General features: G+C 55.5%; 24 protein-coding genes and 1 riboswitch. Of the genes, 13 read left to right on the top strand and 11 right to left on the bottom strand.

Annotated elements, in window-relative coordinates; all coding sequences use genetic code 11:
* Positions 1-18: 18 nt before the first annotated feature.
* Positions 19-1,236: an HD-GYP domain-containing protein gene (locus tag DFP86_RS17050; RefSeq protein ID WP_133683505.1), complete on the top strand. Its 1,218-nt coding sequence runs from the start codon at positions 19-21 to the stop codon at positions 1,234-1,236.
* On the opposite strand, the gene DFP86_RS17045 is transcribed toward DFP86_RS17050, so the two are convergent.
* The 3 genes from DFP86_RS17045 to thiC are packed head-to-tail and all read right to left on the bottom strand — an operon-like array spanning position 1,229 to position 4,159.
* Complete coding sequence (locus DFP86_RS17045) at positions 1,229-1,564, bottom strand: nucleotide pyrophosphohydrolase (RefSeq protein ID WP_133683503.1); 336 nt, start codon at positions 1,562-1,564, stop codon at positions 1,229-1,231. The genes DFP86_RS17050 and DFP86_RS17045 overlap by 8 nt on opposite strands.
* Positions 1,565-1,622: 58 nt before the next feature.
* Complete coding sequence (gene gstA / locus DFP86_RS17040) at positions 1,623-2,231, bottom strand: glutathione transferase GstA (RefSeq protein ID WP_133683501.1); 609 nt, start codon at positions 2,229-2,231, stop codon at positions 1,623-1,625.
* A gap of 23 nt (positions 2,232-2,254) precedes the next feature.
* Positions 2,255-4,159, bottom strand: coding sequence for a phosphomethylpyrimidine synthase ThiC (gene thiC, locus DFP86_RS17035; RefSeq protein WP_133683499.1), 1,905 nt, complete (start codon positions 4,157-4,159; stop codon positions 2,255-2,257).
* A gap of 42 nt (positions 4,160-4,201) precedes the next feature.
* Positions 4,202-4,318: riboswitch (TPP riboswitch) on the bottom strand.
* A gap of 62 nt (positions 4,319-4,380) precedes the next feature.
* Between thiC and DFP86_RS17030 the strand changes: the two genes are divergently transcribed.
* The 4 genes from DFP86_RS17030 to DFP86_RS17015 all read left to right on the top strand — a co-directional run bounded on the left by DFP86_RS17030 (position 4,381) and on the right by DFP86_RS17015 (position 7,555).
* Positions 4,381-5,040, top strand: a complete 660-nt coding sequence (locus tag DFP86_RS17030) for a protein-L-isoaspartate O-methyltransferase family protein (protein ID WP_133683497.1) — start codon at positions 4,381-4,383, stop codon at positions 5,038-5,040.
* Positions 5,040-5,363, top strand: coding sequence for a rhodanese-like domain-containing protein (locus DFP86_RS17025; protein ID WP_133683495.1), 324 nt, complete (start codon positions 5,040-5,042; stop codon positions 5,361-5,363). Before DFP86_RS17030 ends, DFP86_RS17025 begins: the two co-directional genes overlap by 1 nt.
* Positions 5,364-5,424: 61 nt before the next feature.
* Complete coding sequence (gene ung / locus DFP86_RS17020) at positions 5,425-6,135, top strand: uracil-DNA glycosylase (protein ID WP_133683493.1); 711 nt, start codon at positions 5,425-5,427, stop codon at positions 6,133-6,135.
* Between the two features lie 115 nt (positions 6,136-6,250).
* Positions 6,251-7,555: a hemolysin family protein gene (locus tag DFP86_RS17015; protein WP_243729428.1), complete on the top strand. Its 1,305-nt coding sequence runs from the start codon at positions 6,251-6,253 to the stop codon at positions 7,553-7,555.
* A 162-nt stretch (positions 7,556-7,717) separates the two neighbouring features.
* Here DFP86_RS17015 and DFP86_RS17010 read toward each other — a convergent pair whose 3' ends face one another.
* Both DFP86_RS17010 and DFP86_RS17005 read right to left on the bottom strand, forming a co-directional pair.
* A complete protein-coding gene (locus DFP86_RS17010; protein ID WP_133683489.1) occupies positions 7,718-8,686 on the bottom strand; it encodes an NAD-dependent epimerase/dehydratase family protein in 969 nt (322 codons plus the stop codon).
* Complete coding sequence (locus DFP86_RS17005) at positions 8,683-9,441, bottom strand: glycosyltransferase family 2 protein (RefSeq protein WP_133683487.1); 759 nt, start codon at positions 9,439-9,441, stop codon at positions 8,683-8,685. The genes DFP86_RS17010 and DFP86_RS17005 overlap by 4 nt, the downstream gene beginning before the upstream one ends.
* 500 nt (positions 9,442-9,941) lie before the next feature.
* On the opposite strand from DFP86_RS17005, the gene waaC reads away from it, so the two are divergent.
* Together waaC and waaA are read left to right on the top strand one after the other, a co-directional pair.
* The gene (gene waaC / locus DFP86_RS17000) at positions 9,942-10,907 is read left to right on the top strand and encodes a lipopolysaccharide heptosyltransferase I (protein WP_133683485.1); all 966 of its coding nucleotides are present in this window, start codon (positions 9,942-9,944) and stop codon (positions 10,905-10,907) included.
* Positions 10,904-12,163: a lipid IV(A) 3-deoxy-D-manno-octulosonic acid transferase gene (waaA, locus tag DFP86_RS16995; RefSeq protein ID WP_133683483.1), complete on the top strand. Its 1,260-nt coding sequence runs from the start codon at positions 10,904-10,906 to the stop codon at positions 12,161-12,163. Before waaC ends, waaA begins: the two co-directional genes overlap by 4 nt.
* Here waaA and thiE read toward each other — a convergent pair.
* Together thiE and thiD are read right to left on the bottom strand one after the other, a co-directional pair.
* Entirely contained in the window at positions 12,149-12,775 is a 627-nt protein-coding gene (gene thiE, locus DFP86_RS16990) for a thiamine phosphate synthase (protein ID WP_133683481.1), read from the bottom strand. The genes waaA and thiE overlap by 15 nt on opposite strands.
* Positions 12,759-13,607 (bottom strand): bifunctional hydroxymethylpyrimidine kinase/phosphomethylpyrimidine kinase, encoded by an 849-nt coding sequence (gene thiD / locus DFP86_RS16985; RefSeq protein ID WP_243729427.1) that lies wholly within the window; start codon positions 13,605-13,607, stop codon positions 12,759-12,761. The genes thiE and thiD overlap by 17 nt, the downstream gene beginning before the upstream one ends.
* Positions 13,608-13,667: 60 nt before the next feature.
* Between thiD and DFP86_RS19640 the strand changes: the two genes are divergently transcribed.
* The 4 genes from DFP86_RS19640 to hemL are packed head-to-tail and all read left to right on the top strand — an operon-like array spanning position 13,668 to position 16,092.
* On the top strand, positions 13,668-13,832 hold the full coding sequence (locus DFP86_RS19640; protein ID WP_133683479.1) for a rubredoxin: 165 nt from the start codon (positions 13,668-13,670) through the stop codon (positions 13,830-13,832).
* Positions 13,833-13,884: 52 nt separating this feature from the next.
* Entirely contained in the window at positions 13,885-14,301 is a 417-nt protein-coding gene (locus DFP86_RS16975) for a CopD family protein (protein ID WP_166642317.1), read from the top strand.
* A gap of 13 nt (positions 14,302-14,314) precedes the next feature.
* Positions 14,315-14,791, top strand: a complete 477-nt coding sequence (locus DFP86_RS16970) for a CYTH domain-containing protein (RefSeq protein WP_133683475.1) — start codon at positions 14,315-14,317, stop codon at positions 14,789-14,791.
* A gap of 23 nt (positions 14,792-14,814) precedes the next feature.
* The gene (hemL, locus tag DFP86_RS16965; protein ID WP_133683473.1) at positions 14,815-16,092 is read left to right on the top strand and encodes a glutamate-1-semialdehyde 2,1-aminomutase; all 1,278 of its coding nucleotides are present in this window, start codon (positions 14,815-14,817) and stop codon (positions 16,090-16,092) included.
* Between the two features lie 62 nt (positions 16,093-16,154).
* Here hemL and DFP86_RS16960 read toward each other — a convergent pair whose 3' ends face one another.
* From DFP86_RS16960 to lptM, 3 genes are read right to left on the bottom strand one after another with little or no spacing between them, the layout of a single operon-like run.
* Positions 16,155-17,243, bottom strand: a complete 1,089-nt coding sequence (locus DFP86_RS16960; RefSeq protein WP_133683471.1) for a pyridoxal phosphate-dependent aminotransferase — start codon at positions 17,241-17,243, stop codon at positions 16,155-16,157.
* A gap of 41 nt (positions 17,244-17,284) precedes the next feature.
* A complete protein-coding gene (gene lysA, locus DFP86_RS16955; protein WP_133683469.1) occupies positions 17,285-18,538 on the bottom strand; it encodes a diaminopimelate decarboxylase in 1,254 nt (417 codons plus the stop codon).
* Positions 18,535-18,699 carry an LPS translocon maturation chaperone LptM gene (lptM, locus tag DFP86_RS19385; RefSeq protein ID WP_166642316.1) on the bottom strand — a complete coding sequence of 55 codons (165 nt, stop codon included), beginning with the start codon at positions 18,697-18,699 and terminating at the stop codon, positions 18,535-18,537. The genes lysA and lptM overlap by 4 nt, the downstream gene beginning before the upstream one ends.
* Before the next feature lie 75 nt (positions 18,700-18,774).
* On the opposite strand from lptM, the gene cyaY reads away from it, so the two are divergent.
* Together cyaY and rsmA are read left to right on the top strand one after the other, a co-directional pair.
* Entirely contained in the window at positions 18,775-19,098 is a 324-nt protein-coding gene (cyaY, locus tag DFP86_RS16950) for an iron donor protein CyaY (RefSeq protein WP_133683467.1), read from the top strand.
* A 60-nt stretch (positions 19,099-19,158) separates the two neighbouring features.
* Entirely contained in the window at positions 19,159-19,932 is a 774-nt protein-coding gene (rsmA, locus tag DFP86_RS16945; protein WP_133683465.1) for a 16S rRNA (adenine(1518)-N(6)/adenine(1519)-N(6))-dimethyltransferase RsmA, read from the top strand.
* A 55-nt stretch (positions 19,933-19,987) separates the two neighbouring features.
* On the opposite strand, the gene DFP86_RS16940 is transcribed toward rsmA, so the two are convergent.
* Positions 19,988-21,004 (bottom strand): type IV pilus twitching motility protein PilT, encoded by a 1,017-nt coding sequence (locus tag DFP86_RS16940; RefSeq protein WP_133683463.1) that lies wholly within the window; start codon positions 21,002-21,004, stop codon positions 19,988-19,990.
* Positions 21,005-21,043: the final 39 nt, after the last annotated feature.

Raw genomic sequence — 21,043 nt, 5'->3', positions numbered from 1 at the left:
AGACACTGTACAATCACAATGATTAAATGTATCAATATTTCCGAGCTAAAAGTCGGAATGTTCATCCATGACCTCAATTGCGATTGGATGTCCCATCCTTTCCTACGCAACCGCTTTGTTGTCTCCAACGAGGCCGAAATCCGCAAGATCGCCGAATCCGGCATTCATGAAATCTATATCGATACCGACAAGGGTCTGGATGTCGTGCACGCGCCGACAATGCAAGAAGTGAAAGCTCAATTGGAAAACGAGATGCGCGAAATCGGCGCAAGAAAAGCGCCGGCTGTCGACAAGCACGTCTCTGCGCATGAGGAATTCGGCCGCGCGCAAATGGTGCACAATGAGGCCAACCAGATCATCCACGGTATGCTGCACGACGTTCGACTGGGCAAGCAGGTTGATCTGGAACTCGTCACCCCCTCCGTCGAGCGCATGACCACATCCATCTTACGCAATAATGGCGCCCTGCTCGCCTTGTGCCGCATCAAGGACAAGGACAACTATACATTCCAGCATTCGGTCAGCGTCGGCGCCTTGATGGTGACCTTCTGCAATGCCATGCACATGGATCAAGAAGTGATTCACCAGGCCGGTATCGGCGGGATGTTGCACGACATCGGCAAAATGAAGATCCCCGATGAGATTCTCAACAAACCGGATCGCTTGACCGAGCGCGAGTTCTCCATCATCAAATGCCACGTTGTCGAAAGCAAAGCCATTCTTTCCCGGGCCAAGGGTATTTCGCAGACATCGATCGACGTCGCCGCGCAGCATCATGAACGTCATGACGGCAGTGGCTACCCGGAAGGACTGAAAGGTCACGAGATTTCGCAATTGGGCCAAATGGCGGCAATCGTCGACGTCTACGACGCTTTGACCTCGGATCGCTGCTATCACAAAGGGATGCCGCCGACCGATGCCCTGCGCAAGATCTACGAATGGTCGAAATTCCACTTCAACCCGGAGTTGGTGCAGTCCTTCATGCGCACCATCGGCATTTATCCGGTCGGTACCTTGGTGAGATTGGAAAGCGGCCGTCTGGGTGTCGTCGTCGAGCAAAACGAAAAGAACCTGATCTCCCCAAAGATCAAGGTCTTCTTTAGCTTGAAGAGTAACTCGTACATTCCGCCGGAAATCGTCGATCTATCGCGCAGCATGGGGCATGGGGGGGCCGACAAAATCGTGCGCCATGAATCGCCGGAGAAACTGCACATCGACCCGCTCAAATTCATGTAGCGGGATACTTGATGGCATTCTTCGCTATCTTGTCCGACACCGCCCTATTGATATCGATTTCCATTACGCTAGCCAACCGCACCAGATACAGCAGCACATCCGCCACTTCTTCCTGCAAATGTTGATAGCGCGCCGGGTCATCCTGCCGCATGGTCAAAACTTGTGCATCGGTTTGCCACTGGAATATTTCAGCCAGCTCGCCCACTTCGCCAGTCAGTGCCAACATCAAATTGCGCGCTGTGTGGAACTGCTGCCAGTCGCGCTCGTCGGCGAAATGCTGCAGTGCCGAGGCTAATTCGGCCGTATCGATCAGAAGCTTTTGATTCATCGCTGTTTCACGTGAAACACCCCATGACGCTGACAAGCGCCACGGGGTATGGGGAGATTTAAACCAGACCTTCAGCCTTGAGAACTTGCTGAACGGCCGGACGATCGGCGACACGCTTAAGATATGCAGGCAGCGCGGGCCATGGTTCCAGCGACACCTTTAGGAATTGGCACCAATTCAGACAAGTGAACAGATAGGCATCGGCTACCGTAAAATCGCCCATTAAGTAAGCTTTGTTCTTCAGATGGGAAGACAAAAATTCCATCCGTTTGGTTACGCGCTCCATCACCAGATGACGCACGTCGTCAGTGATGCCTGGCATGAACAACAAGCCGAACCCCTTGTGGATCTCGCTGGCAATGTAATTCAACCATTCCTGCAAACGATAACGATCCATCGAGCCAACTACCGGCACCAACTTCTTCGCCGGTACCAGGTCGGCGAGGTACTGCACGATCACCGCACCTTCTGTCAGCAATTCCCCGTTATCCAGCACCAAGGCCGGAACACTGCCCTTGGGGTTGATGTCGCTAAATAACTTGCCGGTTTCAGTCATATGCGGAACCGAACGGATATCGACTTGTTCCACTTCGCACGGCAAACCCAATTCCGCCAACACGATATGCGGAGAAAGCGAACAAGCACCCGGTGAGTAATACAATTTCATCAGTTCTCTCCTGAAAAAAAGTTTTACACCTTGTCGTACAGTTTACCCCCCGACGAGATAAATTCGATGGCCTTGTCTTTCATGCCCTGTTTGAGTGCCTGTTGCGAGTCGATCCCCTGGCTTTCCGCATAGGCACGCACATCCTGGGTGATCTTCATCGAGCAGAATTGCGGCCCGCACATCGAGCAGAAGTGTGCCACCTTGGCGCTATCTTTGGGCAAGGTCTGATCATGGAAGGCGCGTGCCCGATCCGGATCCAATCCCAGATTGAACTGATCTTCCCAGCGAAATTCGAAACGTGCCTTGGATAAGGCGTTGTCTCGGATCTGAGCGCCGGGGTGCCCCTTGGCCAGGTCGGCGGCATGCGCCGCCAGTTTGTACGTGATGATCCCTTCTTTGACATCGTTCCGATCCGGTAAGCCCAGGTGTTCCTTCGGTGTCACATAGCACAGCATCGCTGTGCCGTACCAACCGATCTGCGCGGCCCCGATCGCCGAGGTGATATGGTCGTAGCCTGGCGCGATATCGGTCGTCAGAGGCCCCAGGGTATAGAACGGTGCTTCGTGGCACCAATCCAATTCCTTATCCATGTTCTCGCGGATCAACTGCATCGGTACGTGGCCCGGCCCTTCGATCATCACCTGAACATCGTGTCGCCAAGCGATCTGCGTCAATTCACCCAGTGTCTTGAGTTCGGCGAGTTGTGCCTCGTCGTTGGCATCGAACACCGAGCCGGGGCGCAAACCGTCCCCCAAAGAAATCGCCACATCATATTGTTTGAGAATCTGACATAGCTCATCGAAGTGCGTGTAAAGGAAATTTTCCTGGTGGTGTGCCAAACACCACTTGGCCATAATCGATCCACCGCGCGAAACGATGCCAGTCATACGCTTGGCCGTGAGGGGTACGTAGCGCAGCAACACGCCGGCGTGCAAGGTAAAATAATCGACGCCCTGCTCCGCCTGCTCGATCAAGGTATCGCGCAGAATATCCCAGCTGAGATCTTCCGCCTTGCCGTTTACCTTCTCCAACGCCTGGTAAATCGGCACGGTACCCACAGGGACAGGACTGTTGCGCAATATCCATTCCCGAGTTTCATGAATATTCTTGCCGGTGGACAGATCCATGATGGTATCGGCCCCCCAACGAATGCCCCAGGTCATTTTATCGACTTCGTCATGAATCGAGGACGATAGCGCGCTATTGCCAATATTGCCGTTGATCTTCACCAGGAAGTTGCGGCCGATAATCATAGGCTCGCTTTCCGGATGATTGATATTGACGGGAATGATTGCGCGACCGGCCGCCACTTCATCGCGGACGAACTCCGGTGTAATGCGTTCCGACAGGCGCGCGCCAAAACTCTGGCCGGGATGCTGGCGCGACAACAAATCCAACATGCGCTGGTTACCAGTCTCGCGCAGTTGCTGCAGATAATGGTCGCGGTGCAGGTTCTCGCGAATGGCCACAAACTCCATTTCCGGCGTCACAATGCCACAACGCGCGTAGTGCATCTGAGTCACATTGCCACCCGGCTTGGCGCGCAACGGGGTGCGCTTCAGGTTGAAGCGCAAAGCATCCAATGCCGGATCGCTGGCGCGTTCTCGGCTATAGGCGCTCCCTAATTCTTCGACTGGCTGACAATCCCGACGCTCCTCGATCCAACCGGCGCGCAGTGGCGCCAGACCGTTTTCCAGGTTGATCGCACACGCAGGATCGGTATAAGGCCCACTGGCATCATAGACATAGATAGGCGGGTTATCTTCTCCGCCGAACTGTGTGGGTGTAGCGGATTGCGAGATCTCCCGCATTGGCACACGCAAATCGGACCGACTTCCCTCGACGTAAATCTTGCGCGAATTGGGTAGGGGCTGAATAGTGGCTTGATCAAGCGAGATACGAATTTCTGACTGAGGTAACGCGTTCATCATGCCCTCCTAGGCGATGAAACGGCGCGGGGCATGAAATGCTACAGAGCAGCACCGCTTCCCTACGCCGGAATTAACCGGATCAGGTTCGAAGGGTATTTCTCACCCACTACTGTTGTCGGAATACGAAAACGGGTAGCGGGACCCCTAGCGATGCTGTGAAGGTAAGGCAAATATGGGATAATCGCAAGTTATTGTCATAATTCCTTGGGGTGTTCTGCATGGATTTCGAACAAGCGCGATTCAACATGGTTGAGCAACAGATTCGTCCTTGGGATGTTCTCGATCCAACTATTCTCGATTTGCTGTTTCACGTGAAACGTGAGGATTTTGTCGGAGAAGAACAACGCGCCTTGTCGTTCACCGATGTCGAATTGCCTCTCCCCAACGGCAGCCGCATGCTGCAGCCAAAGCAAGAAGCCCGCATGGTGCAGGATTTGGTACTCCAACCCAGCGACAAGGTGCTCGAAATCGGCACCGGCAGCGGCTACGTCACAGCACTGCTGGCTAAATTGACGGAAAAAGTTTTTAGCATGGAATGCGATGCCGCCATGCTGGCGTCGGCTGCCGCTCGCTTGCATCAAGCAGGTTTGGACAATGTCCAGCTGATAGAAGGAAATGGGCTTGAGGGGCTGGAAAAGCAGGCACCGTTCAATGCGATCTTTGTCGGCGGGTCGGTCCCCGTCGTACCGGAAACGCTCAAACAACAATTAGCGATCGGGGGTCGCATGATTGTCACTGTCGGTGATGAACCGGTGATGACGGTCTGCCTGATCCGACGTGAAAGCGAAGCGAACTTCACGGAAACCAAATTATACGAAACGGTGATTCCGCGCCTTGCAGGCAGCGAAGCACTGCAACCGGAACGGTTCGTGTTCTGATGAACCCGGAAATCTCCACACGCGAACTGTCCGCGCTCCTTGCCGACCCCGCCACCGCGCCGCTATTGCTGGATGTCCGCGAAGCATGGGAATGGAACATTGTGCATATTGAAGGGTCAGTGCATCTGCCGATGAACTTGATCCCGATACGCCACAACGAATTACCGGACGACCAGCTTATTGTCGCTATCTGCCATCATGGCGTGCGGAGTCTGCAAGTCTGCCATTTCCTGCGTCAAGCAGGCTTCGATAAGGTCGTCAGTCTGAATGGCGGGATCGATGCCTGGTCGGCCACAGTCGATCCCTCTCTACCGCGTTATTGATTGCGATCGTTCCCCTGCCTACCGGCAGGGGATTTTCACGTCATTTCACCGATACCACTTCATGTCCTCATACTCGTTTCTCGCCGATGCCCTGCAGTCCGTCCATCCCGGCTGGCTACCGACTCTGAATCAAGAAAACGTCCGCGCGGCATTGCTAGAGCTCGATCGCCAGTTGAGCGAATTACAATCATGCGGCACCGAGATATACCCTCCCCGCCAGGCAATTTTTCGTGCACTAGAATTCTGTGCGCCCGAACAGGTTCGCGTTGTGATTCTTGGTCAGGATCCCTACCACGGCACCGGTGAAGCCATGGGCTTATCGTTTTCCGTTCCCGACAGCGTGCGCATCCCGCCCTCGCTACGCAATATCTATAAAGAGTTGGCACGCGATACCGGTTTCACACTGCCGGCGCATGGCGATTTAACCCCTTGGGCAAAGCAAGGCGTGTTATTGCTCAATAGTGTGATGACGGTTGAAGCCGACAAGGCCGGCAGCCATGGCCGATTGGGTTGGCAGACTGTCAGCAATGCGCTGATCAATACTGTCAATGCTCAGAACCCCGGCTGCGTTTTCATGCTTTGGGGTAATTGGGCGCGTAGCAATGCGGACAAGATCGACCAACGACGACACCTGGTACTGGAGGCTGTACACCCCTCCCCGTTGTCAGCCAGCCGCGGGTTCATGCAATGCGGACATTTTTCCAAAGCCAACGATTGGTTGCGACAGCATGGCGCCGCACCTTTGCAATGGAATTTGGATTCCTTGGTATAAACCGGACAGGGTGGATATTTTCACCCTGTGCGATCTATTACTTCCATCGGAAACGCCCATGCCCTATCCTAGGGCTTCCTGAACAAAATACCCAAGGGCCGTGGACATTCTGATATTGCTGTTGCTCATCTTATTCAATGCCATTTTTGCCATGTCTGAACTGGCGTTGATTTCTTCTCGTAAAGTACGTTTGCAGCAATGGGCAGAAGAAGGAGATAAGGGAGCGCAATCGGCCCTCGCCCTGGTTGAAGACCCCACCCGTTTCCTGTCGACGATTCAGATCGGCATCACCTTCATCAGCATTACTTCCGGCGTGTATGCCGAGGCCTCTATCGCCAGCGACGTACATGGCTGGTTACAGCCTTATCCCCTATTGGCGCCTTTCAGCAAACCTTTGGCCGATGCGATAGTCATCTTTTTCGTCACGGCGCTGTCTTTGCTGTTGGGAGAACTGGTTCCAAAACGGTTGGCCATGCACAACCCCGAACTGGTTGCCCGCGCCTTGGCGCGGCCAATGCGTGTGCTATCTCAATTGACCGCACCGTTGGTACGTGTACTGAGCGCAAGTACCGATGGCTTATTGCGTCTCATCGGCGTCAAGAAGAGCAGCGAACCGTCGATTACCGAAGAAGAGATCCGCGTTTTGATGGAACAGGGAGCGGACGAAGGCGTTTTCGACCGCGCCGAACAGGAACTGGTGGAAAACATCTTCCGCCTGGACGATCGCAAGGTGGTATCGATCATGACACCACGCAAAGATATCGTCTCGGTCGATCTGGCAGACCCGCAACCGGATAATTTTGCGTTGCTACAGGAAAGTCCGTATTCCCGTTTCCCGGTCTGCAAAAATGGCATGGAACATATCGTCGGCATTTTGGAATCCAAGCGCATGCTAGACCAATTGCTCGGCGGCGGCCCAATCGATTTTCCGGCAGACCTGACGCCTCCGCTGTACGTACCGGCATCGGTTTCGTTGATGCAACTGCTGGAACAATTCAAGATGGCCCGCACGCACATCGCGCTGGTCGTCGACGAATACGGCGAACTGGAAGGCCTGGTGACCATGAACGATGTGCTGGAAGCCATCGTCGGCGATCTACCGGCCACGGATCAGGAAGACGACAGCATCGTCCAACGCGACGAAAATAGCTGGCTGATGGATGGGGCTGTGACGCTGGACGACTTCAAGGAATTCTTCGATATCGATCACGACGAACTGCTGCCTGGCGAAGAAACCGGCAACATCCATACGCTCGGCGGCATTATGATGTACCAGCTTGGGCGCGTACCACAGGTCGCCGATCGCATCGAATGCATGGATTTCGCTTTTGAAGTGGTCGACATGGATAAGACGCGCGTCGACAAGATCATGGTCACCCGACATCCCGTACCACCCGATCCGGCTTGTCAGGATAACTAAAAAAACCGCCGTGCGAAAACGGCGGTTTTTTTATGTCGTGAAAGTGAAATCCCCATCCACCACGGCGCTGTATTCAACGATTTCAATGTTGCCAAGGCCAGGGTATCAAAAAACGGCTCAACACCGTCTGACGCCGATTACGCCCCGGCAATCGGCATATCGTTATACGCAGTAAAATCCACGGTACCAATCGACAAAACGCTGAATTCCCTCGCTTAACGGCGTCGATGGTGCGAAGCCCGTCAGTTCGTGCAGACGCGTGGTATCCGCATAAGTAATCGGCACATCGCCATCCTGCATCGGTAGATAGGTCTTGATCGCTTCCTTGCCGCAGGCAGCCTCGACACAGCGAATAAAATCCATCAGCTTGACAGGGTTGTTGTTGCCGATGTTGAACAGGGCATAGGGTACCGATCCGGTCGGTACACGCGGCATGACATTCAGCACACCTTCGACGATATCGTCGATGAAGGTAAAATCACGCTGCAAATCGCCATTATTGAATACTTTAATTCCCTTGCCTTGAATGATTGATTCGGTAAACATCCAAGGCGCCATATCCGGACGTCCCCACGGCCCGTAGACCGTGAAGAAACGCAGCACGGTGGTCGGCAGCCCATACAAGTGCGCATAGCTGTACGCCATGACTTCGCCGGCTTTCTTGGTGGCGGCATAAAAGCTAACCGGTTCGTCGGTACGATCGTCTTCGGCGAACGGAACCTTGCTGTTCTTACCGTATACGCTGCTCGAGCTGGCGAACAACAGATGCTTAATCGAATAGCGGTGGCAAACATCCAATAAATTGGTCATGCCGAGCAGGTTGCTCTGTGCATAGGCATGGGGATTCTTCAGCGAATATCGCACTCCGGCTTGGGCAGCCAGATGAATGACGTAGTCGACAGGCTGAGTTTTAAACAGCTTATCCAATGCCGCGGCATCGGCGATGTCCAACTGATGGAATTCGAACCCCTCGCGGCCCTGCAAAGTGGCCAATCGTGCGTGCTTCAGATCGACGGAGTAGTAGTCATTCAGGTTATCCACAGCCAATACGGCATGTTGCCCTATGTCCAACAGCTTTTCGCACACCGCGCGTCCAATGAATCCCGCCGCCCCGGTTACCAACACCCTCATGACGCTTGCTCCAAACGATAAAACTCCCGCAGTTTCGCATACTTTATAAAAGAATTCATACAGCCAATGGAAATATGAACCAATCCAGGCAAACCGTCGCGCCATCCTTGGCGAATCAAGTAAAACTTGATGAACCTGATCAATGGGCTGACCAGCATCTTGGCCACGGAAACGCGCTTTCCTTTCTCATACATCTGTCTGGCCTGCAGACTGGTATAGCGGTTTTGCTTGGTCAGGTACAGCGCGATATCCTCACCCGATTCGTGCATCAGATCGCCCTGCAGACGACCAGGTGCTGTGCCGCACTTCACATATTCATGTACCACATCGTCCGACCAACGGTTCTTGCGACGATCGAACAATCTCAGGCTTAAATCCGGATACCCCTCGCCATGCCGTAAAAAGCGCCCCATGAACTTGTTGCAGCGAGGAAAGTGATAGCTATCGAACTGTGGATAACTAAGTATCTCTTTGATATTTTTAGTTAATTCTATCGACAGCCATTCATCCGCATCTAGACATAACACCCAGTCGTGTTTCGCCTGTTCGACGGCAAATTGCTTTTGTGGCCCGAATCCAAGCCATGTCTGTTGTATCACGCGTGCCCCATGTCCTTCGGCGATCTGTACGGTGGCATCGGTACTTCCGGAATCGACGACGACAATTTCATCGGCAAACGCACAACTTTGCAAACACTGATCTAGCTGAGCAGCGGCATTGTAGGTAATCACGACCACGCTGAAAGAACATTGCATTGTATCTAGTTGCCTTTTTTATATTTGATGATACTGGTAGAAGATGCCAATGAGCTGTGGATAACCAGTTATTTTATTTTTATTTCAATAGGTTATTTTTATCGCTTTCCTGTGTTCTACCCTATGATTTCATTGCGAATGGCTTGTGGATAATTCTAGGTTAGTGCACAGCTTCCCGCTTATGCACAAGCTAGTAGACAGTTGTTGGCATGTGGCTGTGTACGATTGGCACATGGCTCGTTTGGCCGCTATCTGTTAACTATTATGCCCTTTTTAAAATAGATGAATAAGAAGAAGGTGACTGTTTGCTGTGGGTAACTAGTTATTTCTATGCTAGATCAATCAATTACCTTGTTCATGGTACGGTTGGTGGATAACTCTGCTTCCTATGGACAGCTTGTGGATAAGTTTTGGCATGACTGAAAAGGCATGCTTATGCACATTCCGCCAGAAGGAAAACAACGTGGTTAACCACGACTCGGCCGTATACAATGCCGCCCATGATGAATGTCTTGATTGTGCGGACGTCGTCGATGGGGGATCTGATCCATACTTGGCCCGCCATCACCGAATTGGTCAAGCACTACCCAAATCTGAATATCAGCTGGCTTGCAGAAGAAAACTTCGCCGACATCGCCAGGCTGCACCCGGCCGTCAACCAGGTCATCCCACTGGCTTGGCGCCGTTGGCGCGGGCGTATCCTGTCGCCGTCAACCTGGCGTGAAATCCGTCAGCTGAAACAGCAGTTGCGCATGATGCACTGGGACATGGTGATCGACTCGCAAGGCTTGTTGAAAAGCGCCATTCCGGCACGGCTTGCCGGTGGCCCGGTGGCAGGCTTCGACTGGCGCAGTATTCGCGAGCCAGTGGCCAGCCTGTTGTATAACAAGACCTATCGCATCGATTGGCAGCAAGCCGCCGTGGCTCGTAACCGCTTGCTTTTTGCCAGGGCATTCGGCTATGCGGTCGCTGGCGACGCGCAATTCGGCATCAGACCTGGCGAGCGTGCCGAATGGCTGCCGGCCGGCAGCTACGTAATGTTGCTACACGCAACCAGTCGCGCGTCGAAGGAATGGCCTGAATCGTACTGGATTGAACTGGCTAGGCGTCTGAATGCCGATTACGGCTTGACCGCCATCTATCCATGGGGCAACGAGCACGAACGTCAGCGTGCGGAACGGTTGGCACAGGTACAAGCGGGTGCCATGGTGGCACCGCGCATGACCTTGACCGAAGCCGCGGGCGTACTGGGTCATGCCGCTGCCGTGGTGGGTGTGGATACCGGTTTGAGTCACCTGGCCAATGCCCTGGATGTGCCGCTCGTGGCGATTTATACCGATACCGACCCTAAGCGGACAGGGGTGTGCGAAACGCCGTATGCGGTGAATATCGGCGGTGTCGGTCAGCGGCCGTCGATCGATGAGGTTTTAAGCGCACTGAGTTCGCGTCAGGGGTTCCAACAGTGATTTGGCGTGCGCTCTATTCTCTCCTCTGGCGCCTGGCGACGCCGCTGGTACGTCGTTATCTGCGTCGGCGCGGTAAAAAAACGCCCGCTTATCTGGAATATTGGGACGAACGTTTTGGCCGTGCATTGAATGCTAAGCATCAGGGAGCTATCTGGGTCCATGCGGTTTCTGTCGGTGAAACGCGTGCCGCGATGCCATTGATCCAGGCGCTGCAGCAACAATGGCCTGGCGTACCGCTATTAATCACGCAGATGACGCCGACTGGACGTGCCTGTGCCGAAGCGCTGTATGGCGAACAGGCGGAGATTCGCTATCTTCCCTACGATTATCCACAGGGGGTACACGCATTTCTGCAAGCGTATCGACCCCGTTTTGGCGTGCTGATGGAAACCGAGCTGTGGCCCAATCTGATTGCTGCGGCGCATGAGCAATCCATCCCGTTGTTTTTGGCCAATGCCAGACTATCGGAAAAGTCATATCGTGGTTATCGGCGCTTTGCCGCGCTGATCCGCCCTGCCCTGCGCCAGCTCACGGCCGTGGCGGCGCAGTCGAAGGACGACGCAGAGCGTTTGGCTGCACTTGGGGCGAGCGATCCACAGGTCTGCGGTAATACCAAGTATGATTTCACGCCTCCGCCGGCGCAGGCATTGCTTGGCGCCGAGTTCAAACAGCGCTTGGGCGATCGACCCATTGTCGTGTGCGCCAGTACGCGTGATGGTGAAGAAGCGTTGATTCTGCAGGCTTGGCGCGCTCATCGGCCGCAAGCGCTGCTGGTGATCGTACCGCGACATCCCGAGCGCTTCGACGAAGTGGCTCAGTTGGCGTTGGCCAACGGATTCACGCTGCAGCGCCGTAGCGATCAGCAGCCAGTACTGCCGGAGACCCAGGTATGGTTGGGCGATAGCATGGGCGAGATGTTCGCTTACTACCATGCCGCCGACCTGGTATTTATTGGCGGTAGCCTGATGCCGCTGGGTGGGCAAAATCTGATCGAGCCCGCCAGCATCGGTCGGCCGGTGTTGATCGGTCCTTCCTGCTTCAACTTCGCTGAAGCAAGTCAAATCGCTTTTGAATGTGGTGCCGCTTGTCAGGTAAGCGATTCCGACCGATTAGTTGATTTAATCAATCAATTATTGGTCGATGCGCCCCGCCGTGTGGCCATGGGACAGGCTGGCTTGGCATTTAGCAAAGCGCATCGAGGCGCAAGCCAGCGTATTGTCGAACTGATCGCGTCGCGGCTTTCAATCCACGAATAATCGAGCAATGTCCAGAGCCGCTTGATACGGATCGGGACTAGCGAACACGCCCTGGATCATCGCCAAGGCATCCGCGCCGGCATCGACGACGGCTTGAGCATTGGCAGCGTTGATGCCGCCGATGGCGACCAACGGTAACTCGAACTCGCTACGAGCCCTGGTGAATAGCGATAGTGGAGCCAGGACGGCATGGGGTTTGGTGCTGGACGGATAGACGGCGCCGAAGGCAAGGTAGTCCGCGCCATCCTGTTTGGCTTGGCGCGCGATATCCAGGCTGTCGTAACAGGATGCGCCGATGACGGCACGTGAACCGAGTGCGACGCGTGCTTGGCGAACGGTCATATCTTCCCGACCAAGATGAACGCCGTCGGCTTTCAATTTGATGGCTAAATCGAGGTCGTCATTGACGATGAACAGGACATCGTACTCGCGGCACAGTGCATGCAATAGCTTGCCTTGGCGGTATTTCAATGCATTGTCCGGCGACTTGCTGCGGTACTGCAGCACGCTTGCGCCGCCGGCAAGGACACGACGCACTTGCTCTAGATGGTTGTCATCGACAATATTTTGAGTAATGGCGTACAAGCCCTTAATTTTATGGCGCCTGTTCATTTTCTTCCGTTTCGCGAGCCCAGAACATTCTGTCAGGGATATGTTGTCCCATGCCGGGGCGATAGGCATTCAGTAATGTCTGGTAGGTATATTCCTGCGCGTCATCGACAGCTTCCAGCATCGGGCTGCCGCATGCGAGTATGGCGGCCAAGGCGGAAGCCAGCGTGCAACCTGAACCGTGATAACTGCCAGGCAGCCGTTCCCAGTGTTGCGCACGTGCGGTGCCGTCGGTGGAATATAGGGTATTGATGACTTCAGTTGTATTTTCGTGGGTACCGGTAAGCAATACATATTCCGCGCCAAGCGACAGTAGGCGCGATGCGCTTTCGTCGAGCGTCAGGTCGTCTTCTTCGTCCGGATCATTGCTGCCCAATCGGCGTGCCTCGATGCTGTTGGGCGTCAAAACGGTTACATGGGGTAGCAGGATGTCGCGCATTGCGCCGATCAGGTCTTCATCGGCGAAGGCATCGCCGCCTCCGCTGGCCAATACCGGATCGAGAATCAGCGGGATGTCCGGATAATCGGCCGCCAATTGGGCAATGACCGCCACGTTCTCGACGCTGCCGATCAGACCGACCTTAAAGGCGGCGACGGGCATGTCTTCCATCAATAGTCGCGCCTGGTCGTTGACCCAGTCGGCATCGATGACCATCAGATCGTGTACGCCGGCGCTATCCTGTACGGTCAGTGCAGTGATCACCGACAAGGGATGGCATCCCAAGCTGGCGAGCGTCAGAATGTCGGCTTGAATACCAGCGCCACCGCTGGGATCGGAGCCAGCCAGCGTCAGGACGACCGGCGGCGCTTCCGCTCGCATGTTTTTGGCTGCCAAGGTTAACCTCCATCCAGTCTGGATATAGAATTGTCATTCTAACTTACAAAGGGGAAATAAATGCGTACTTGGATGTGTCTGATTTGCGGTTTTATCTTTGACGAGGCATCCGGACGTCCAGAGGATGGTATTGCCCCTGGCACGCGATGGGAAGAAGTTCCGCCGAATTGGACCTGCCCCGAATGCGGTGCACATAAGGACGATTTCGAGATGGTCGAAATCTGATTCCGGCCAGGCCGGCCTAGATTCCGTATGTCCGCATCGGCAGGAGTTGATCTTGGGTTATTTGTACATCAAGGCGTTCCATATTTTTTTTGTGACCTCCTGGTTCGCGGGGTTGTTCTATCTTCCGCGGCTATTTGTCAATTTGGCGATGGCGAAGCCTGGCGATGAATCCCAGCGCCTATTGGAAATGGCGCGCAAGCTGTACCGATTCATGATGCCGTTGTCGCTGATGTCGATCGTCTTCGGTCTCTGGCTGTGGCTCGGTTACGGCATCGCTGGCGGTTGGCTGCACGCAAAGTTGGCACTGGTGATGTTGTTGTTGGGCTTTCAATATTATTGCGGTCGGATCTACCGCGATTTCGAGGCGGGACGTAATCAGCGCTCGCACGTCTGGTATCGGGTTTTCAACGAAATTCCGACTTTTATTTTGTTGGCCATCGTGATTCTGGTGGTGGTCAAACCATTTTGAGCAGGCCTGACCGATGGGAATGGAAATCGAACGTCGTTTTCTAGTGCGTGGCGATAGCTGGAGGGCACTGGGCGAACCCCTGGTTTATCGCCAGGGATACCTGTCGGTCGATCCGGCACGCACCGTGCGCGTGCGCGTGGTCGGCGACCGGGCGTGGTTGACGATCAAGGCGAAAATAACCGATGCATCGCGCTATGAGTTCGAGTACGACCTTCCCCTAGCGGACGCACAGACAATGCTGGACGCACTATGCCCGATGCAAGTGCAAAAACACCGTACCCGTGTCGCCCATGCCGGCATGACGTGGGAAGTGGATGAATTCTTTGGTGCCAATGCCGGTTTGGTGCTGGCGGAAATCGAATTACCGGACGAGCAGACGCCGTTCGAGCGACCGGACTGGCTGGGCGAGGAGGTGACGGCGGACAGCCGCTTCACCAATGCCTGGCTGGCGGATCACCCTTTTAGCAGTTGGGATCATTCTTCCGAATAATGTCATAGAAGACAGGACTCATCATGTCGCGTAACCAGCAGTTGTTTGATCGCGCCAAAGCGCGCATTCCTGGCGGGGTGAACTCGCCGGTTCGGGCTTTCGGCTCGGTGGGCGGTACGCCGCGTTTTATCGCTCGTGCCAATGGTGCGTTCGTGTGGGATGCAGACGGTCAACGTTTCATCGACTATGTTGGCTCTTGGGGCCCGGCGATTCTCGGCCATGCGCACCCGGAAGTGGTGGCCGCCGTTCAGGAAGTGGCTGTAGGCGGCTTGTCCTTCGGTGCGCCGACCGAAGGCGAGATCGACCTGGCGGAGGAAATCTGCCGCCTGGTGCCGTCGATCGAGCAAGTGCGCCTAGTGTCTTCCGGTACGGAAGCCACCATGAGCGCCATTCGCCTTGCGCGCGGTTTCACCGGCCGCGACACCATCGTTAAGTTCGAAGGCTGCTATCACGGCCATTCGGATAGCCTGCTGGTCAAGGCAGGCTCGGGTTTGTTGACCTTCGGTACGCCGTCATCCGGCGGCGTGCCGCAGGATTTCACCAAGCATACGCTGGTGCTTGAGTACAACAATGTCGAGCAGCTGAAGCAGACTTTCGCTGAAATCGGTACCACGATCGCTTGCGTGATTCTCGAACCGTTCGCCGGCAATATGAACTTGATCAAGCCCAGCGGCGAATTCGTTCGCGCACTGCGCGAGCTGACCGAGCAGAGTGGCACGGTGCTGATCTACGACGAGGTGATGACGGGCTTCCGGGTCGATCTGCATTGCGCGCAACACTTGCACGGCATCAAGCCGGACATGACCACGCTCGGCAAGGTGGTAGGCGGCGGGATGCCGCTGGCGGCCTTTGGCGGGCGCGCCGACATCATGGCGTGCATCGCGCCGTTGGGGAGTGTTTACCAAGCGGGGACCTTGTCGGGTAACCCGCTGGCGGTGACGGCCGGCCTGACGACGTTGCGCCTGATCCAACGCCCGGACTTCCATCTCGAACTGAGTAAGCGCACTGAGCGCCTTGCCCAGGGCATTAGCGAGGCGGCGCGTCGCGCCGGGGTGCCGATGTGTGCGGATAGTGTGGGCGGTATGTTCGGTTTGTATATGACCGAGAAGGTGCCATCTTCGTTTGCCGAAGTATCGAAAGCCGATATTAGTGCGTTTAAGCGCTTCTTCCACGGCATGTTGGAAAAGGGTGTGTACTTGGCGCCGTCGGCTTTCGAGGCGGGTTTCGTCTCCGATGCGCACAGCGAATCGTTGATCGAGGAAACCATTGCCTTGGCCGCAGAGGTGTTGAAGGCGTTGTAAGGTGGATTAGCGTAGGGTGCGGTGCTTCGCGACCGCACCCTACGGCCGCGCCTACGGCATCCCTACGCCCGTGCCAACTCGTCGAGAATGGCATCGTCTAGCGCTGCCGGGTGCGCGGTAATCCGTAGTAGGTGATTGGTCGCCGGATGACTTGGACGATGTACCGCCACGCCACGCTCGAATAAGCGCTTTTGTATCTGTTCGGCGATGAGAGAGTCTGGATAGTGGATGCTGACGAAATTGGTGCTGCAATTCAGTACTGTCAGGCCGCGTTCTCGAAGTGCTTGGCTTAGGCGTTCGCGATCGTTAATTGTTGTCTGAAGCAATTTATTGACGTCATCCTGTGCCTGCAGGGCAATGCAGGCGGCACTTTGCGCCAAGGAGGAGACGGCGAATTGCGGTCGGATTTCATCGGCTTTGGCGATGGTTTCCGCTGCCGCGATGGCATAGCCAACGCGTAATCCAGCCAAGGCATAGGCCTTGGAGAGCGTGCGCAGGCGGATGGTATTGACCATCACCGGGCTCGTGGCCCGCCCCAATTCGGCGAATTCCAGGTAGGCCTCGTCCAGCAGTAGCATGCAATCGGCCGGCAGGCTTTGGCGGAAGCGTTCGATTTCGGTTTGCGAATGGTAGTGGCCGGTCGGGTTGTCCGGATTGGCCAAGTAGACCAACTGGGCCTTGTATTGATGGGCATTGAAGGCCAGTGCCCCCAAGTCGGCTTCCAGTCGTCCTTCCGGGCCGCTTTGCAGGCTGACTTCCACCACGCGCTGGCCGCAACCTTCGGCGAAATAGCGGAAAGTGGGATAACTACCGGCACTGGTGATGACGGTATCGCCGACATTGCAGCATAACCGCAGCGTCAGCAGGATCAGACTATCGGCGCCGCTGTCCACAATGACCTCGCTGCTTTTCACCTGGTTGAGATCGGCTGCCAGGCGACGGATTTCGTGAGCATAGGGATCGGGGTAGAGATTGGCTTGCGCCAGCCCTTGTTCGCCGAGTAATTCGACCAGGGCCGGCAGCGGCAAAGCGGGGCTTTCGTTCGAGCCGATGCGCGTGGTGATCTCGCGGCCGATTTTCTGCTCCAGGCGCACAAGGCCCGGGAACGGGTTGTGGATACTGTGATCCTGCAGATGTCGTGCGAAGCGCATGCTGTACGTTCCTCTTACCTTTAATTGATTGCCAAAGACAACTATTTGTCTAGGCAGGATTTTTCATTGGCCAGCAGTTCGTCCAGCGTCTCGCGGCTTCTAATCACACGGGTTTGGTCGCCGCTGACCATGACTTCAATGGCCCGGGTTCGTGTGTTGTAGTTGCTCGCCATGGTGGAACCGTAGGCACCGCAGGACATCACGGCCAGCAAGTCGCCTTCCATGATCGCTAGCTGGCGATCCTTGCCGAGAAAATCGCTAGACTCGCAGATCGGGCCGACCACGTCGACCGTGATCGTGGCCAGGTGTTCGCGACGCGTGACAGGCAGGATGCCGTGGTAGGCAGAATAGAGCGATGGACGCATCAAATCGTTCATGGCGGCGTCGACCACGGCGAAATTTTTGTGTTCGCCCAGTTTCAGATATTCCAACCGGGTCAGCAGAATGCCGGCATTGCCCACCAGCGAGCGACCAGGCTCCATCACTAACTGCAGGCCTCGACCTTGCAGGCGTTCCGACAAGGCTTGGGCGAAGGCCGATAAGTCCGGCAAGGTTTCGTCGCGGTAACGAATGCCTAGGCCGCCGCCGATATCCAGGTGATGAAGCGCAATACCGGCCGAGGAAAGTTGATCGATCAGGCCGAGCAGACGGTCGAGCGCATCGATGAGCGGCGCGGCATCGGTCAATTGCGAACCGATATGACAGTCTATGCCGACGATATGTAGATGCGGCAAGGACTTGGCCTGCTGATAAATATCGAGGGCCGCATCGTAGGCGATGCCGAATTTGTTGTCTTTCAATCCAGTGGAGATATAGGGGTGCGTTTGGGCGTCGACGTCGGGATTCACCCGTAGCGATATCGGTGCCGTCTTGCCGATTCGGCCGGCTACGGTATTTAGTTTCAGCAGCTCGTTGAGCGATTCGACATTGAAGCATTTGATGTCGGCATTGAGCGCCTCGATCATTTCTTGCTCTGATTTACCCACACCTGAAAAAACGACCTTGCGTGCATCGGCGCCAGCCGCCAGCACGCGCGCCAACTCGCCGCCGGAGACAATGTCGAATCCACATCCCAACCGTGCGAAGTGGCGCAGGATGGACAAATTGGAATTGGCCTTGACCGCATAGCACAACAGCGGATCGAGGTTGGCGAATGCCGCACGATAGGATTCGAAGGCACCGGTCAGCGCGGCTTCGGAATAAATGTAGGCCGGCGTGCCGAATTGAGCGGCAATCTCGCTCAGCGGGAGATCTTCGATGTATAGATCGTCTTCACGGTAGTGGATGGCATTCACGGCTGGCTGGCGTCCTTGTGAGGTTGAACGGGCGACGTCGCCGGCTGGCTGGCCGCGGGCTGGGCGGTCTTGGGGGCATCGGTCGGCAGATACAGCGGGCCTTTATAGCCGCATGCGCTCAGACAACCTGCAAGAATCAAAGAAAGGGTGAGGTATCGCATACAATGAAATCCGCTGTGGCAAAATTAGGATACTAACAAAAGCTCATCGTGCTAGAGCACGACCAAGGAAGAAAAATGACTGAAAGCGAATTTCTCGATCTAACCGATACGCTGCTTGATTCGCTCCAGACGGCGCTGGATGAAAGCGCACTCGATCTCGATTATGAACTCAACGGCGGAGTGCTGGAAATCGAATTCGATTCGGGCGAAAAAATCATCGTTAACCGCCATGTACCGAACCAGGAAATCTGGGTGGCGGCAAAAAGCGGCGGGTTCCATTTCGGCTTGAACGAACAAGGACAGTGGCGCAACACGCGCGATGGTTCCGAACTGGGCCAGGCCTTGTCGCAACTGATCGGGCGGTCGGCCGGTGAAACATTCTCCTGGCAAACCGCATGATGGACCTCGGCAACGTCGCCGTATCGCAGGTAAAATGGCGGCCTACCTGATTGGGACACCATGAATCAACACATTCCCCGTAAACGTTTCGGGCAGAATTTTCTGCAAGATTCGCGAATCATTGAAAGTATCGTCCATGCCGTCAATCCAGGACCGGACGATACCGTGATCGAAATCGGGCCTGGCCTCGGCGCGATCACCCGACCCTTGCTTGACCGGTTGCGGCAGTTGCACGTGGTCGAGATAGACCGCGACATCATCGGCCGGCTGAAGAAAGAATTTCCTGCCGACAAACTGGTCATCCACGAGGGCGATGCCCTGGCCTTCGATTTCGCTTCGGTCGCCGGCAAGCTGAAAATCGTCGGCAACTTGCCGTACAACATTTCCACGCCTTTGTTGTTTCATCTGGCGTCGTATGGCGATCACGTCGTCGACATGCATTTCATGTTGCAGAAGGAAGTGGTCGATCGGATGGTTGCCGAACCCTCGTGTGCCGATTACGGTCGCCTGAGCGTCATGTTGCAATATCGGTTTGAAATGGAAAGTCTGATCGATGTGCCGCCGGATGCTTTTTGGCCGCCGCCCAAGGTTGAATCGGCCGTGGTGCGCATGATTCCTGCTGCTGGCCGCTGTGGTGTCGCGACCGATGAGGCGATATTGGAAAAACTGGTATTGCAGGCTTTTGCTCAACGTCGCAAAACCTTGCGCAACAATCTCAAGGGATTGCTGACCGACGACGAGTTTACCGGTTTGGGAATCGATCCCACGCTACGAGCGGAGAATATCGGTGTCGAACAATACGTTGCCATGGCCAATATGCTGGCAGCGCGTTGATATTCGCTGCGAAGGTAAGCCAAGCCGGCGGTTTCACGTGAAACCGCCGGTTTTTTCATGTGTCGATGGCGGATGCTTCGGGCGCTATCAGTTGCTGGGCGACAAGCTGATCGAGACATTGGCGTAGCGTATGCATACCGTGCTGGCGCCCGGTCTGCAGCAAGGTTTCGATTTGCTCCAGTCGATTTTCGCGAATGACGTGACGCACCGCGTGCGTGGCGTGTAGAACCTCGTGTGCCAACACGCGCACACCGTCCCCCGAGCTCGGCAATAACATTTGCGCCATGATGGCGTGCAACGATTGCGAAAGTTGCAACCGGATCGTTTGCTGGGCATCGGCAGGAAAGAAGCCGCAGATGCGGGCGATGGCATTAGCGGTACTGCGCGTATGTAGGGTCGACAGCACCAAATGGCCTGTCTCGGCCGCTTCAAGAGCCAGTGCGACCGTTTCTCTATCGCGCATTTCTCCTACCATGATGATGTCGGGATCTTCGCGTAGCGCCGTCTTCAATGCCTGGGCAAAGCCCCCATCCCAGGAACCGATCTCGCGTTGCGTTACCAGGGCTTTCAGCCCGGTGTGGATAAATTCGATTGGATCTTCCAGTGCCAAAATATGGCAGGCTCGCAGTCGGTTGATTTGGTGAACCAAGGCTGCCAGGGTGGTGGATTTTCCGCTGCCGGTGGCGCCGCAAATGAGGATTAGCCCATGCGGCACGTGTGTCCAGTCGGCGACGGCCGCAGGAAGGCCGAGAGCGGCCATATCCGGCAAATCGGACGGTAGCAGCCGAATGGCTGCGGCTAGCCCGCACCGTTGATGGTATAGATGCACGCGGGCCTGCGTTTCCGGCAGCGACAGACGGAAATCGCAAGCCCGTTCGCTTGCCAGCCGATCTCGCAGAAAGACAGGTAGAACGGTTTGTAACGCTTCGGACAAGCTATCGGCGTCCAGCGCGTTGACGGCAAGTCGATACAACCGACCATGTCGGCGTAAGATCGGCGGTTCGCCTGGCGCAAGGTGCAAGTCCGACGCGTGCTGACTGGCGCAATACTTAAGGAGCGCGGTCAATTGCATTTATAATCTCCCCTTCGGTGGCTAGGCGCCCCTTGGCCC

Source organism: Paludibacterium purpuratum (assembly GCF_004363805.1).
In the GTDB taxonomy this organism is placed as follows: domain Bacteria; phylum Pseudomonadota; class Gammaproteobacteria; order Burkholderiales; family Chromobacteriaceae; genus Paludibacterium; species Paludibacterium purpuratum.
This window is presented reverse-complemented; position numbering and strand designations above follow the sequence as displayed.